Source organism: Amycolatopsis sp. NBC_01480 (assembly GCF_036227205.1).
Lineage (GTDB): Bacteria > Actinomycetota > Actinomycetes > Mycobacteriales > Pseudonocardiaceae > Amycolatopsis.
On sequence record NZ_CP109442.1, the window covers coordinates 8,142,473 to 8,155,672 of the forward strand.

Here is a 13,200-nt window from a genome sequence, read left to right on the forward strand (position 1 = left end):
TGAACGGTACGTCCACGATCGCCAGGTGGACGCGAACGGTCGTCGTGGGCTTACCTGGGCACGTGCTCCCTTCCTCCGCCCGCGCCGGCGCCTCGCTCGCCGTCGCCTCCATGCTCTGCGTCCAGCTCGGCCTCGCCGTGTCGGTGGGCCTGTTCGACGAGATCGGCCCCGGCGGCGCCGCGTTCCTCCGCCTGGCCTGGGCCGGGGTGCTGCTGCTCGTGCTGGTCCGGCCGCGCCTTTCCGGGTTCAGCCGCTCGACGCTGCTCGCGTGCGTCGCGCTCGGCGTGGTCACCGCGGGCATGACGATGCTGTTCATGGCCGCCGTGGCGCGGTTGCCGATGGGCACGGCAAGCGCGCTGGAGTTCCTCGGCCCGCTCACCGTCGCGGTGGCGCGGGGGAGCGGCGGGAAACGGCTGTGGCCGGTGCTCGCGGCCGTCGGCGTGCTGCTGCTGACCGAGCCGTGGCGCGGCGGCGTGGACCTGGTCGGCGTCGGCTACGCGCTGGCGTCGGCGGTCTGCTGGGCGAGCTACATCCTGCTGACCCAGCGGGTCGGCGACGAGGTGGCGGGCGTCCGCGGCCTGGCCGTGTCGATGCCGGTGGCGGGCCTGGTCGCGACGGTCGTGGCCGGCCCCGCGGCGTTCGGGCACCTGACCTGGCCGCTGGTGTTCGCCGGGCTCGGCCTGGCGCTGCTGGTCCCGGTGATCCCGTTCAGCCTCGAGATGCTCGCCCTGCGCCGGCTGACGACGTCCGCGTTCGGCACCCTGATGAGCGTCGAGCCCGCGCTGGCCCTGATCATCGGATTGCTGGTGCTGCACCAGATCCCGAACGTCGGCGCGATCGCCGGCGTGGCGTTCGTGGTGGCCGCGGGCATCGGCGCGGAGCGGACCGGGGCGCGTCAGCCGGTCGTCAGTGCTTCAGTCGGTGCGAGTGCTGTTCGGCAGGAATGAGCGTAGTGCCTCGGCGAGGTGCATGCTTGCGCCCTAGCGCGAAAGCCGCCCCCGCGCCTATCGCCCTTACCCGTAAGTGCGTACTTCAAGATCGCGCCGGCCTTCCTTAGGCTGGCGCGCATGCACGTGGAGATCTGGAGCGACATCATCTGCCCGTGGTGCTACCTCGGCAAGGCACGGTTCGAGGCGGCACTCGGCTCGTTCGAGCACCGGGACGAGGTGACGGTGACGTTCCGCTCGTTCGAGCTGGACCCGTCGCGCGACACCGTGGAGCCGTTGCAGAAGATGCTGTCCGCCCGATACGGGCCCGACGCCGTCCAGATGGAGGAGCGGATGGCCGGGCTGGTCGCGGCCGAGGGGCTCGGCTACCGCGTCGACCGCGAGGTCGGCAGCACCTTCGACGCGCACCGGCTGCTGCACCTCGCGCGCGAGCAGGGCGTGGAGAACGAGCTGGTGAACGCCCTGTTCAAGGCCAACTTCGCCGAGGCACGGCCGTTGTTCACCGGCGACACCCTGCTGGAAGTCGCGGCCGAAGCGGGCCTCGACCGGACGGCGGCGGAGCGCGTGCTCGCCGATCCCGCGGCCTACGCCGAGGCCGTCCGCGAGGAGGAGCAGGAGGCCTCACGGCTCGGTGCCACGGGCGTGCCGTTTTTCGTGCTGGACCGACGGTTCGGCGTCGCCGGCGGGCAGTCGGTGGAGGTTTTCGCGCGGGCGCTGGAGCAGGCCTGGGAGCAGCGCGCCGCGTGAGCCGAGTGTGAAGGATCTTCTGGTTCGCCACCGGCTCGCCTACGATGGCGACCGGGCGGCGCGGGTGCGGCGTCCCGGGACAAGGGCTGGGGGACGGTCTGGACCACTGATGCCGCACGAGAGCTGGGCGTAGCGCATCGACATGGGGACGATGAACCACTGCCGGCTCGGGCACCGGCGCGCACCGCGTGCCGGCACCCGGGCCTGAAGCGTGTTCGAGCACCGGTGACGGCCTGTTCCGCGGCCTCCGCGAGCGGAGAAGGAACGGACTGGGGTGCACTCTTTCGACTACATCGTCGTGGGCGGCGGGACGGCGGGCTGCGTGCTCGCCGCGCGGCTTTCGGAGGACGCGCGCGTGCTCCTGCTCGAAGCCGGACCGGCCGAACCACTCGTCGCCATGGCGGATCCCCTCGCCTGGCCCCGGCTGGCTCAGTCCTCTGTGGACTGGGACCTGGAGACCGTCCCGCAGCCCGGCACCGGCGGTGAGGCCCATCGGTGGCCGCGTGGCAAGGTGCTCGGCGGCTCGGGCGGCATCGGCGGGCTGACGCACGTGCCGGGCGACCGGTCCGCGTACGACGCCTGGGCCGTGCCCGGCTGGGACGGCGCGGCGCTGGAGCCGTACCTGACCCGCGCGCCCGCGGAGGTGGTGCCGGACCGGGAACCGTTGTGGGAAGCCTGTTTCGCGGCCGCCATGGAGGCGGGCCACTCGGCCATCTGGACCAACACAACCACGGTTGATGGGGTACGGCGGAGCGCGGCCGACGTCTACCTCGCGCCGGACCGGCCGAACCTCACGGTGGTCACCGACGCCTGCGCCCGGCGGCTCGTGCTCGACGGGACCGTTTGCTGCGGCGTCGAATACCGCGTCGGCGACCGGGACGAGACGGCAGTTGCGAAGGCAGAGGTGGTGCTCGCGGCCGGGGTGGTGGGCAGCCCGCTCCTGCTGCTGCGGTCGGGAATCGGTCCAGGCGCCGACTTGCGCGCGGCGGGCATCACCGTCGTCGCGGACCTGCCGGGAGTGGGCGCGAACTTGCAGGACCCGCCGCGCGTGGCCGTCTCCTATTCGGCCACGCGGCCGGTGCGGGCGGCTCGGTTCGCGCGTATGCCGCACGTCCTCGCACCGGATCTGCTGATCACCTTCGCCGACGTGCCGGTGTACCCGCGGTCGGTTCGCGGCCTGGAGGACGGCTACTCCGTGCTCGTCACCCTGACCGCCCCGGCTTCGCGAGGAGCGGTGCGGCTGGACGGCGTCGACCCGGGCTATCTCAGCGAGGCGGCGGATCTGGACCGGCTCGCGGACGGAATCCGGCGGGCACGGGCGATCGGCACCGCGGCTGCGCTCGAAGCGGTGCGGGACAAGGAGATCGTGCCCGGGCTCCCGGCGCAGTCGGACGAGGCGCTGCGGGCGTACGTCAGGCAGGCGGTCTCCACGGCGCACGACTCCGTCGGGACGTGCGCGCTCGGCGCGGTGGTCGATCCGGCGCTGGCGGTGCGCGGGATCAGCGGCCTGCGGGTGGCGGACGCGTCCGTGCTGCCGTCTCCGGGATCCGGTCAGGTCAACGCGACGGTGCTGGCCGTGGCCGAGCGGGCGGCGGAGCTGATCAAGAGCTGAGCGGAGTGTCCACAGTAGACACTGTCAGCCGGACCAGCCGCTGAGCCGGTTGAGCAGGCGTTCCAGCACCTCGGGATCGGCCGCCACCGGGGCGCCGGAGACCGGCTCGTCCACCAGGGTGCGCCGCTCCTGGCGGCGGGGGAGGCGGACCTGGCCCGCCGACAGCCCGCCGGGCAGCGGCAGCTCGCACCAGGTGGTGCGGCCCGCGGCGCCGCGGGGCTCGACGCCCATCCGCTCGCCGGGCGCCGGCCTCGGCGGTCTGGGGTCGGGCAGGTCGTCCTCGACCTCGACCACCAGCACGTCGCCGCGCAGCTGCAGCCGCACGGTGACGAACGCGGGCGATGCGGGACGGCTCTGGTCCACGACGTCGCCGACGAGCCGGGAGGTCGTGGCGGTGACCTGCTCCACCATGGGCAGCAGGGACCAGTCGCTCAGGAGCAGGCGGACGAACAGCTCGGTGCACGGAACTGCACTGGGCTGCGCCACCAGTCGGAGATCGTCCACCTGGGTGATGCGCGCGCTCAAGCCTCACCTTCCTCATCGGCTCCCGGGCCCGGCCGAGCGGGACCGTGCGGGCATCATGCCACCGCCGCCACGCCGCGGTTCGGGCGGCTGTCGATGGGCGTGTCCTGGTGCTGGGCCTCGGGAAACAGCCTCGGAAACGTCGCAGGTCAGCGGCTTGCCGGGAAGGTCTGGACCAGCTCGGTGGGCCGGTGCCCGACCGGCCGCCGAACCAGGGACGAAAGACCCCGCCCGGCCCGCCGGGAACCGGCTCAACCTTTTGCGGGCGTCACCCGTCAAAACCGGCATGGGTGCGCGCAAGGACCTTCATGGCCCGCGGTGACGCCGAATTCGCCGAGTTCGTCCGGGCGAGCTCGGCGCGGCTGCTGCGCGCGGCGTACCTGCTGACCGGCGATCGCCACCAGGCCGAGGACGACGTCCAGACCGCCCTGGTCCGCACGTACACCTCGTGGGGGAAGATCCGGCGGCAGGACCCGTTCGCCTACACCCGCCGGGTGCTCGCGAACCACGTGATCGACCGCTGGCGCCGCCCGATCCGCGAGGACGCCACCGAGGAGCTGCCCGAGCGGCCGGTCGTCCGGGACTTCACCGACGGCGTCGTCACGCAGGAGTGGCTGATGCGCGCGCTGGCCGAGCTGAGCGCGCGGGAACGAGCCGTGGTGGTGCTGCGGCACTTCTGCGACCTGTCCGAGGCGGACGTCGCCGCCGAGTTGAAGGTCTCACTGGGCACGGTGAAGAGCACGAACTCCCGGGCGCTCGCGAAGATGCGCGTGGCGGCCGGTCCGCGGGTGCTCGAATGCGCGGCGGGGAGGGCATCGTGACGGACCTCGACGGCCTGCGCGCCGCCCTCGCCGAACCGCCCGCCGAGCCGTTCGCCGACGTCGACCTGGCGCGGGTGATGCGGCTGGGCCGCCGCCGGCGCCGGTACCGCCGGCTGGTCACCGGGGCGTCGGCCCTGGCCGCGGTGGCGGCGGTGGCCGGGCTGCTTGCCGGCGTCCAGCAGTGGCGCGAGCCGGCACCGCCGGCGATCGGGGCGCCACCCACCGTCACGCCCGGGCCGCCCACGACGTCCGACGGCCTGCAGATCGGCGAGGTCATCGACACCGGCGCCGTGGACGACGAGGGCGAGGTGGTGCTGTACCTGCGCGCGTTCGAGCCGGACCAGTACCTGCCCGCCCCGGCGGTGCGGCCGTACCAGCTGGTGCTCGGCCATCGGCAGGGGAAGGCCGTCACGGCGGACGTGGTGGGCGGCTCGGGCGTGCCCACTCAGGGCTTCCACGCGCTGACTGTCGGTCGCCCGGGCCGCGACGTTCCGTTCTACGGTTACTACGCCGGCCCCGCGCGGCGCGTCACCGCCGAGGCGGGCGGGCTGGTCTACACGGCGGAGACAGCGGTGGTCGACCAGGCCGGCGTGACCGTTTTCTGGTTCCCCCGCAAGGACGTCAAGCCGCTGGCCGCCTTCCCGGCCCTGCCGATGAACGCCTACGACGGCAAGGGCCGGCGCCTGCTCTCCTGAGCCCCGGCCCGGCCGGGATCGGCGGGGTACCCCTGGCGGGGGTCGCCCGCCCGTGGGACGGGGCTTCAGTGTCCGCGCCCGCCGGGGCATGGTGGCCCTACACGGAGGGGAGCCGAGGGTGCACGACGAGTTTTCCGGGCCGCTCACGGCGGGCCGCCAGGTGACCTACCGGCCGGGCGGGGGCCGGGCCGGCGCGCGGCTGCGGTGCCGCCAGGGCGTGGTCGCCGGGGGAGCGGTCTTCGACGCGTACACCGACATCACCTGGGTCCCGGTCCGGGTCGAGGGCCGCGCCCTGGACACCGAGCCGGAATGGGTCCGCGCCGAGAACATCATCGAAGTGCGAGCCGGCGCATGACGCCCGGCGACACCGCCACCCCGATCTTCGACACCGTGGTCTCGGAGATCGGCCGCCGCGCGGAGAAGGCCCCGGACCCGGAGCCGACGACGGAGGAACCGGCCGAGGACTGAAGCCGGGTATTTCGGCGGCCTGGTCGACGGTGGGCTCGGCGGGTGTGGAACCTCGGCGGGACGCGGAACCGGGGTGAAGGCTCTGCGGGGCAAGGGGTTCGGCCCCGGGCTGCTCGCCGGGGGTAACCTCGGCACAGCCGGGTGGAGCCGTCCCGCCCTCGAAGGTCGGAGTGCGTTGATGCCGGAGTCCGCCCGGGCGATCGAGAACCTGATCCTGACCTACGCGGCGTGTGTCGACGCGGGGGACTTCGCCGGTGTCGGCGAGTTGTTCGCCGAGGGGGTGTTCGCCGGTGGCCGCACGCCCGCGACCGGCCGTGCGGCGGTGGAGCGGTATTTCCGGGACATGCTGATCGTCTACGCCGACGGCACGCCCCGGACCCGGCACCTGACCACGAACCTGCGCATCGAGGTGGACGAGGCCGCCGGTACCGCGACCGCGCACAGCTACTGGACCGCGTTGCAGGCCGTGGCGGACCTCCCGCTGCAGCCGATCGCCTCCGGCCACTACGACGACCGCTTCGCCCGCCGCGACGGGCAGTGGCGGTTCACCGAGCGGCGCCCGTCGGTCGACCTGGCGGGGAACCTGGCCTACCACCTGAAACCGGGCGCGCTGTCGTAGCAGGACTGTCGTAACGGGACTGTCGTGATCGGACAGTCGCGATCGGACGGGCGCCGCGCGCGAATGTTCAACGCGCGCGGCTGCCCAGCCTACCGGCGCCGCTTTTTCCGCTGCCCCAAGCTTTCCCGCATCCGGCGGCCGAGGAACAGCGTCGGCACGGACAAGGCCGCGCCGACGCCCAGCGGGACGCCCTGCTGCCATCCGGGTGCGCCGAGGGCGACCGCGGTCGCGTTCTGCTGGGCGTTGTAGTCGCTGACCCCGCCCCAGCGGGACGGCGGCAGCACGATCAGGCGCGCCTTGCCGATCACGTTGCCCACCGGCACCGCCGCCTTGGCCCCGCCGCCGCCCTGGCAGCGGGAGTCGCAGGAGTCGTTGCGGTTGTCGCCCATCACCCAGAGGGTGCCTGCGGGGACCTTGACCGGCGCGAACGGCTGCTGCACCGGGTTGTTCGGGTCCGCCCAGTGGATGTACGGCTCGGTGAGCGCCTTGCCGTCCACCATCACCCGGCCCTGCGGGTCGCAGCACTGCACGGTCTGGCCGCCGACGGCGATCACGCGCTTGACGAAGTCCCGCTCGTCCGGCGGCGCGAAGCCGACCAGCGAGCCGATCTCGCGCACCGCCTTGGCGAAGAAGTTGCTCGGCTCCTGCGGCGCGATCTCGTTCTCGGCCCACGACTGCGGGCCGCTGAACACGATCACGTCGCCAGGGCCGGGATCGGTGAAGTCGTAGGTGACGCGGTCGACCAGCACCCGGTCGCCGAAGCAGCCGGTGCAGCCGTGCAGCGTGGTCTCCATCGACTCGGACGGGATCATGAAGACCTTGCCGACGAACTGCTGGATCAGGATCGTGAGCACCAGCGCGATCACGATCAGGATCGGGAGTTCCTGCCAGAACGGGCGTTTCTTGCGCGCCTTGCGGCCGCGCCCGTCGGAGCCGGAGGACTCGCCCGGGTCGTCCGGATCCGGACGTTCGGGGTCACTTCCGGCGTATTCACGGGGAATGGGGTCGGCCACCGAGCCAGGCTACCGGTGCGGGCCCGAAGCCCGCCGCAGCGCGTCGATCACGATCAGGGGTGTCGCGAGGCCGGGTTCAGCGCCCGGACGGGTCGCGCCGGGTGGCGAAGCGGGTCGCGCCGGCGAGGGTGTCGCTCGCGAGCGACACCTGGCCGTGCCGGAACTCGTTGGCCAGTGCGGCTTCTTCGTCCAGCCCGTCCTGTTCCAGCACGGACGCGCGGTCCTCGCGCAGGCAGGTCTGCGGGAACGCGGCCAGCTCGTGGCCCAGCTCCACCGCGGCCTCCAGCGCGCCGCCGTCCGGGACGACGCGGTTGGCCAGCCCGATCCGCAGCGCCTCGGCGGCGTCGACCGGACGGCCGGTGAGGATCAGGTCCATCGCGTGGCTGCGGCCGATCAGCCGGGGCAGCCGGACCGTGCCGCCGTCGATCAGCGGGACGCCCCAGCGGCGGCAGAACACACCGAGCACCGCGGTCTCCTCGACCACCCGCAGGTCCGCCCAGATCGCCAGTTCCAGCCCGCCCGCCACCGCGTGGCCGTTGATCGCGGCGATCACCGGCTTCGCCGGCTTCAGGCGGGTCGGGCCCATCGGACCGTCGCCGCCGGGCTCGGCGCGGTTGCCGGCGCCCGAGCTGATCGCCTTCAGGTCCGCGCCCGCGCAGAACGTGCCGCCCGCGCCGTAGAGCACCGCGACGGAGCTGGACGGATCCGCGTCGAACGCGCGGAACGCCGCCGCGAGCGCCTCGGCCGTGGCCCGGTCGACGGCGTTGCGGCGGTCGGGGCGGTTGATGCCGATGGTGGTCACCGGTCCGCGGTGATCGACGAGCACGGTCTTGTCGGCGAGCGCGGTCATGAGGCACCTTTCCCCGGCGTCGGGCGAACTTTTCACAGTCCGTCCGGACTGTCAAGCAGTCCGGGTAGGGTCGGCCGGTGACCGCCACCCGCCAGGAGCAGCACGCCCGGACGCACCAGAACCTGCTGGACGCGACCGTGCACTGCCTCGTCGAGTTCGGCTACGCCGGCACCACCACGCAGCGGGTCCAGGAGCGGGCTGGGGTGTCGCGCGGGGCGCTGCTGCACCACTTCGGCTCGAAGCAGGAGCTGTTCGTCGCCGCGATCCACCACGTGGCCGAGGGCCGGCTGGCCCGTCTGCGCGAGGAAGGACCGGCGGATTCGTTGCGCGGGCTGGTCACCGCCCTGCGCGCGTCGATGTCCGGGCCGTTGTACCTCGCCGGGTTGGAGCTGTGGATGGGCGCGCGCACCGACCCGGCGCTGCACGCGTCGCTGGTGCCGGCCGAGCGCGAGCTGGGCCGGGAGTTGCGGACCGCGTTCGCCCAGGTGTCGCCGTTGTCCGAAGGAGTGTCCGAAAAGGACAACCGGATCGCCTTCGACTCCTTGCTGATGCTGTTGCGCGGACTCGCGCTCACCGGCGTGCTGCGCGAGGACGACGCCGGGGCGGACGCGATCGTGGACCGGTGGCTGTCCGAGCACAGCTGAAGAGTCTCAGTGCCCGAACGCCTCCGCGAGCCACCAGGAACCGCCGTCGTCGGCGATTTTCGCGTCGATCACCAGCGGGGCACTGCGCGGCCCGTCGAGCCAGGCGGTCACGCCCGCGAGGTCCGACGGCTCGCGCACGGTGAGCCCGGCGCAGCCGAAACCGCGGGCGATCGCGGCGACGTCGGTGTCCGGGAACCGCACCGTGTCCAGGTCGCTGTCGGTGAAGTGGTGGACTTCCGCGCCGTACGCCGCGTCGTGGTAGACGATCACGACCAGTGGCAACCCGAGCCGGACCGCGGTCCCCAGCTCGGAGATCGCCATGTGGAACCCGCCGTCGCCGACGCCCAGCACCGGCAGCCGGTCCGGGCGAGCGAGCGCGGCGCCGATCGCGGTGCCGAGCCCGAGCCCGATGCTCTGGTACGCCTGGGTGAAGCAGAACCCGTTCTCGTCCGGCACCGAGAGGTACGCGCTGGGGTAGCCCATGAAGTTGCCCGAGTCGATCGACACGACCCGTTGCGCGGGCAGCAGTTCGTCGAGCCGAGCGCTGAGCGTGCGCGGGTCGATGCGGCCGCCGCCGGAACGGTCCTCGTGCGTGATGTCGTTCCACCGCACGCCTTTCGCGATCCGCGCGGCGACCTCGGGGGAGCGGTAGCCGGACGCGTGGTGGCCCTGGGATTCCAGTAACTCCAGGACGTCCACGGCGGTGGCAGCGACGTCTCCGGCCACACCGAGGTCGATCGGCCGGTGCGCGCCGAGCGCGGACTGGTCGCGGTCGACCTGGACGAGCCGTGCCCGCGGGCCCAGCAGCTTGCCGTGGCGGGTGGTCAACTGGTTCAGCGCGCAGCCCCAGCCGACCACGACGTCCGCGCCGGCGATGAGCTCGGCGGCGAGCGGGGACGCGAACCCGCCGCTGATCCCGAGCGCCCACGGGTCGTCGTGGAAGAGCCCGTTCGCGACGGCGGACGTCGCCAGCAGGGCGCCCGAGACGTCCGCGAGCGCGCGCAACACCGTGGCCTGGCCCCGCGCGCCGCGCCCGGCGATGAAGACCGGGCGCTCGGCTTCTTCGATCAACGCGGCCAGCGCGTCCGCCGTGCCGGTTTCCGGGCGGATTGCCGCCGGGCCGGTGAGTTCCGGCAGTGGCGCGGGTTCGGGAGCTTCCTGGGCCTGGACGTCCAGCGGCAGGTTGAGCAGCACCGTTCGGTTCTGCTGCCACGCGGTCCGGTACGCGCGGATCGTGTCGGCCTGCGCGCTCTCGGCTGAGTGGACACGTTCGGAAATCGCGCCGACTGCGACGGCGAGGGCGTCCTGGTCGATCGCGAAGTTCGACAGCACGGCGGACCCGGCGGTGTCCGCGGCCAGCACGATCATCGGCGTGCGGCTCTTGGCCGCTTCGGTGATGCCGGTGACGGCGTTCGTCAGCCCGCAGCCCTGGTGCACGCTGAGCACGGAGACCTCGCCGCTGAGCCGGGCGTACGCGTCGGCCATGCTCGCGGCGCCGCCCTCGTGGCGGGCGGCGACGAACCGGACGCCGGCCGCCCGCAGCGCGTTGGTCACCTCGAAGTTGCCGCTGCCGACCACCCCGAAGACGATCCCCGCGCCCAGGTCGGCGAGGGTCCGCCCGACCAGTTCGGCGACCTTCACGCGGCCCGCTCCACGAGCGCGAGCACCCGGGCCGGACTGCCGGACCCGCCGACGATCGGCAGCGGGCTGACCACCAGCAAGGTCCCGGTGGCGGGCAGCGCGGCGAGGTTCTGCAGCTGCGTCAGGCCGAACTTCCCGGCGCCCAGCAGCAGTTCGTGGCACGGGAAGGCCGGGTCGAGGCCGGGCGCCTGGCCGGCGTCGGTGCCGACGGTCTCCACGCCGAGCCCCGCGATCGCTGTCTCCTCGGCCAGCCAGCGCGCGCACTCGGGCGCGACGCCGGGGGTGTGCGAGCCGGACTCGTCGGCGTTGAGGAAGCGCTCCTGGTCGCTGGAGTGCACATCCCAGCCGGTGCGGTAGAGCAGCCAGCCGCCGTCGGGCAGGGCGCCGTGCTCGGCCTCCCATTCGCGGATGTCGTCGACCGAAAGGAGGAAGTCCGGGTTTCCCGCGGCTTTCGCGGACGCGTCGAGCACCACCGCGGGCGCGACGAGCGTCTTCAGCGGCACCTGCGACACGTCGGCACCGTCCTTTCCGGACACCCAGTGCACCGGCGCGTCGAGGTGGGTGCCGGTGTGCTCGCCGGTGTGGATGTCGTTCCAGTACCAGCGCGGCCCGCGCTCGTCGTAGCGGCTGATCTCCTCCAGCCGGAACGGCACGGTGTTCGCGAACGGCTCGGGCAGCCGCAGGATCGGGGTCTCCGGCGTGAGCGGCGCGGTGAGGTCCACGACCTCGATCCCGCCGCCGGTGATCGCCGCGCTCAGCTGGGCCAGCAACGACATGCGTGTCCTCCAGAGTCTGGCGGGAGTGCCTGCAGGGGAGCCTAGTGCGGGTGAAGGACTCGTGAGTGTTGATGACGGTTCTAACCGTCATCAACACTCACGAGTCGTAGGCTGGGCGACGCCCGTCACCACCGTCCCACCGGGAGTCACCATGTTCGACGCCTCCGCCGCGCTCGCCGCCTTCGGGTTCGAGCTGGGCGTGCTCAAACGCGTCCGCCGCACGGGCTGGTGGCAGGTCGGCGTCCGGGACCCGGAGTCGGTGGCCGAGCACACGATGCGCGCCGCCCAGCTGGCTGCGCTGATCGCCGCGGAGGAAGGGGCGTCGCCGGAGCGCGCGGCGTTCCTCGCGCTCTGGCACGACACCCAGGAGACGCGCACCGGCGATCTGCCGCACACCGCCGCGCCGTACCTGGCCAAGCCGGACCCGCGCGCCATCACCGAAGACCAGACCGCTGCGCTGCCCGACGCCGCCCGGGCCGTCGTGCGGGACGCCGTCGGCGAGTACGAGGACCGGGAATCGCCGGAGTCGCGGTGTGCGAAGGACGCTGACAAGCTGGAGATGCTCTTGCAGGCACTGGAGTATCGGGACCTCGGAGCGTCCGGCGTGGACGAATGGCTGGCCTCGGCGCAGAAGGACCTGTTCACCCGCACCGCCCGCGACCTCGCCGCCGCGGCGCTGGACCTCACGCCGCTGTCCTGGCGCACCGGCCGTTAACCCATTCGGCTCTTCGACCGGTTGGAAAATCACCGGACGGGGAATTCTTCGGTAGAGCCGAACTACCGGGGAGGCACACGATGAAGCGGACTATCACAGCGGTACTGGCCGGCGCGGCCGCGGTCGCGGCGACCATCGGGTTCACCGGCAGTGCGGAGGCGGCGGGCCCGCCGTGCGGCGCTCAGGCGAAGGCCTGCGTGCAGCTGCACACCAACACCGCGTGGCTGATGGACAACGGCGCCGTGGTCCGAGGCGGGGTGCCGATCACCGTCGGCAAGGCCGCGTTCCCGACGCCCGCGGGCACGTTCCGCGTGCAGTACAAGGACATCGACCACTACAGCAAGCAGTTCCACGGGCCGATGCCGTACTCGGTCTTCTTCACCACCACCGGCGTCGCGTTCCACCAGGGCAGCCTGAAGGTGCAGTCCCACGGGTGCGTGCACCTTTCGCACGCCGACGCCGTGGCGTTCTACAACGGACTGCACCCCGGCGACGTCGTCCAGGTCGTGAAGTGACCGGGGTTCAGTCTTTGCTGCGCGCGTAATGCCGCGCGGCCTTGGCGCGGTTGCCGCAGGTGGCCATCGAGCACCAGCGGCGGCTGCGTTTCGGGCTGGTGTCGTGGAAGTACAGGACGCACTCGGGGTGCGCGCAGCGCCGGACGCGTGAGGGGTCGGCGGCCAGCAGCTCGAGGTAGTTCACCGCGGCGAGCCAGCCCGCGCGCCGGTCCGGTTCGGCCACTTCGGCGACGGTTTCCGGGCCGGACGGGCCGAGCGCAGGGCGGTGCCGCCCCCAGGCGAGCACGGTGTTCAGCTCCTCGCGCGTCGGCCCGGATTCCGCGTCGGACGCCAGGGTGTGCGCGCGGATCGCCTCGCGGGCGGTGACCAGCGCCGACCGGGCCGCGGCGGTGACGGGCAGGTCGAGATTGTTCTGCTCCAGCCAGATCCGCATCCCGGCGGTGTCGGTGAGCAGGTCGGCGCGTACGCCACGGTCGTTCCACGTGGTGTTCAGGAGGTCGAGGCCGAGGGGCTCGCCGAGAAGAGGCCGTTCCATGCCGCTCATCCTAACCCATGACGGAGCATTGACAGGTTTGACTATAACTGGTCATAGTAGGTCTACTGGTTAGGTAGAGC

The 13,200-nt window shown here is 72.8% G+C and carries 16 protein-coding genes; 10 read left to right on the plus strand and 6 right to left on the minus strand.

The features are described from left to right. The first annotated feature begins 62 nt into the window (after positions 1-62). From OG371_RS38310 to OG371_RS38320, 3 genes are all read left to right on the plus strand, one after another. Positions 63-947, plus strand: a complete 885-nt coding sequence (locus OG371_RS38310; protein WP_329061056.1) for an EamA family transporter — start codon at positions 63-65, stop codon at positions 945-947. A gap of 120 nt (positions 948-1,067) precedes the next feature. After that, a complete protein-coding gene (locus tag OG371_RS38315; RefSeq protein ID WP_329061058.1) occupies positions 1,068-1,694 on the plus strand; it encodes a DsbA family oxidoreductase in 627 nt (208 codons plus the stop codon). Between the two features lie 274 nt (positions 1,695-1,968). Next, on the plus strand, positions 1,969-3,306 hold the full coding sequence (locus OG371_RS38320; RefSeq protein ID WP_329061060.1) for a GMC family oxidoreductase: 1,338 nt from the start codon (positions 1,969-1,971) through the stop codon (positions 3,304-3,306). A gap of 24 nt (positions 3,307-3,330) precedes the next feature. Here the strand turns inward: OG371_RS38320 and OG371_RS38325 are convergent, their stop codons facing one another. Then, the gene (locus OG371_RS38325) at positions 3,331-3,831 is read right to left on the minus strand and encodes an ATP-binding protein (RefSeq protein WP_329061062.1); all 501 of its coding nucleotides are present in this window, start codon (positions 3,829-3,831) and stop codon (positions 3,331-3,333) included. Between the two features lie 305 nt (positions 3,832-4,136). On the opposite strand from OG371_RS38325, the gene OG371_RS38330 reads away from it, so the two are divergent. The 4 genes from OG371_RS38330 to OG371_RS38345 all read left to right on the plus strand — a co-directional run bounded on the left by OG371_RS38330 (position 4,137) and on the right by OG371_RS38345 (position 6,431). Continuing rightward, a complete protein-coding gene (locus OG371_RS38330; protein WP_329061064.1) occupies positions 4,137-4,649 on the plus strand; it encodes a SigE family RNA polymerase sigma factor in 513 nt (170 codons plus the stop codon). Then, on the plus strand, positions 4,646-5,344 hold the full coding sequence (locus OG371_RS38335) for a hypothetical protein (RefSeq protein ID WP_329061067.1): 699 nt from the start codon (positions 4,646-4,648) through the stop codon (positions 5,342-5,344). Before OG371_RS38330 ends, OG371_RS38335 begins: the two co-directional genes overlap by 4 nt. A gap of 118 nt (positions 5,345-5,462) precedes the next feature. Continuing rightward, a complete protein-coding gene (locus tag OG371_RS38340) occupies positions 5,463-5,699 on the plus strand; it encodes a hypothetical protein (RefSeq protein WP_329061069.1) in 237 nt (78 codons plus the stop codon). A 186-nt stretch (positions 5,700-5,885) separates the two neighbouring features. Then, a complete protein-coding gene (locus OG371_RS38345; RefSeq protein ID WP_329061071.1) occupies positions 5,886-6,431 on the plus strand; it encodes a nuclear transport factor 2 family protein in 546 nt (181 codons plus the stop codon). 89 nt (positions 6,432-6,520) lie between these two features. On the opposite strand, the gene lepB is transcribed toward OG371_RS38345, so the two are convergent. Continuing rightward, complete coding sequence (lepB, locus tag OG371_RS38350) at positions 6,521-7,444, minus strand: signal peptidase I (RefSeq protein WP_329061073.1); 924 nt, start codon at positions 7,442-7,444, stop codon at positions 6,521-6,523. A gap of 76 nt (positions 7,445-7,520) precedes the next feature. Then, the gene (locus OG371_RS38355; RefSeq protein ID WP_329061075.1) at positions 7,521-8,294 is read right to left on the minus strand and encodes a crotonase/enoyl-CoA hydratase family protein; all 774 of its coding nucleotides are present in this window, start codon (positions 8,292-8,294) and stop codon (positions 7,521-7,523) included. 77 nt (positions 8,295-8,371) lie between these two features. Here OG371_RS38355 and OG371_RS38360 point away from each other — a divergent pair, with 77 nt between their 5' ends. Beyond that, positions 8,372-8,938 carry a TetR/AcrR family transcriptional regulator gene (locus OG371_RS38360; RefSeq protein ID WP_329061077.1) on the plus strand — a complete coding sequence of 189 codons (567 nt, stop codon included), beginning with the start codon at positions 8,372-8,374 and terminating at the stop codon, positions 8,936-8,938. A gap of 6 nt (positions 8,939-8,944) precedes the next feature. Here OG371_RS38360 and OG371_RS38365 read toward each other — a convergent pair whose 3' ends face one another. Together OG371_RS38365 and OG371_RS38370 are read right to left on the minus strand one after the other, a co-directional pair. Continuing rightward, on the minus strand, positions 8,945-10,579 hold the full coding sequence (locus OG371_RS38365) for a thiamine pyrophosphate-binding protein (protein WP_329061079.1): 1,635 nt from the start codon (positions 10,577-10,579) through the stop codon (positions 8,945-8,947). After that, on the minus strand, positions 10,576-11,355 hold the full coding sequence (locus OG371_RS38370) for a cyclase family protein (RefSeq protein WP_329061081.1): 780 nt from the start codon (positions 11,353-11,355) through the stop codon (positions 10,576-10,578). Before OG371_RS38370 ends, OG371_RS38365 begins: the two co-directional genes overlap by 4 nt. Before the next feature lie 151 nt (positions 11,356-11,506). On the opposite strand from OG371_RS38370, the gene OG371_RS38375 reads away from it, so the two are divergent. Both OG371_RS38375 and OG371_RS38380 read left to right on the plus strand, forming a co-directional pair. Next, positions 11,507-12,070 carry an HD domain-containing protein gene (locus OG371_RS38375; RefSeq protein ID WP_329061083.1) on the plus strand — a complete coding sequence of 188 codons (564 nt, stop codon included), beginning with the start codon at positions 11,507-11,509 and terminating at the stop codon, positions 12,068-12,070. Between the two features lie 80 nt (positions 12,071-12,150). After that, positions 12,151-12,585, plus strand: coding sequence for a L,D-transpeptidase (locus OG371_RS38380; protein ID WP_329061084.1), 435 nt, complete (start codon positions 12,151-12,153; stop codon positions 12,583-12,585). Positions 12,586-12,592: 7 nt separating this feature from the next. Here OG371_RS38380 and OG371_RS38385 read toward each other — a convergent pair whose 3' ends face one another. Next, entirely contained in the window at positions 12,593-13,120 is a 528-nt protein-coding gene (locus tag OG371_RS38385; RefSeq protein ID WP_329061086.1) for a CGNR zinc finger domain-containing protein, read from the minus strand. Positions 13,121-13,200: the final 80 nt, after the last annotated feature.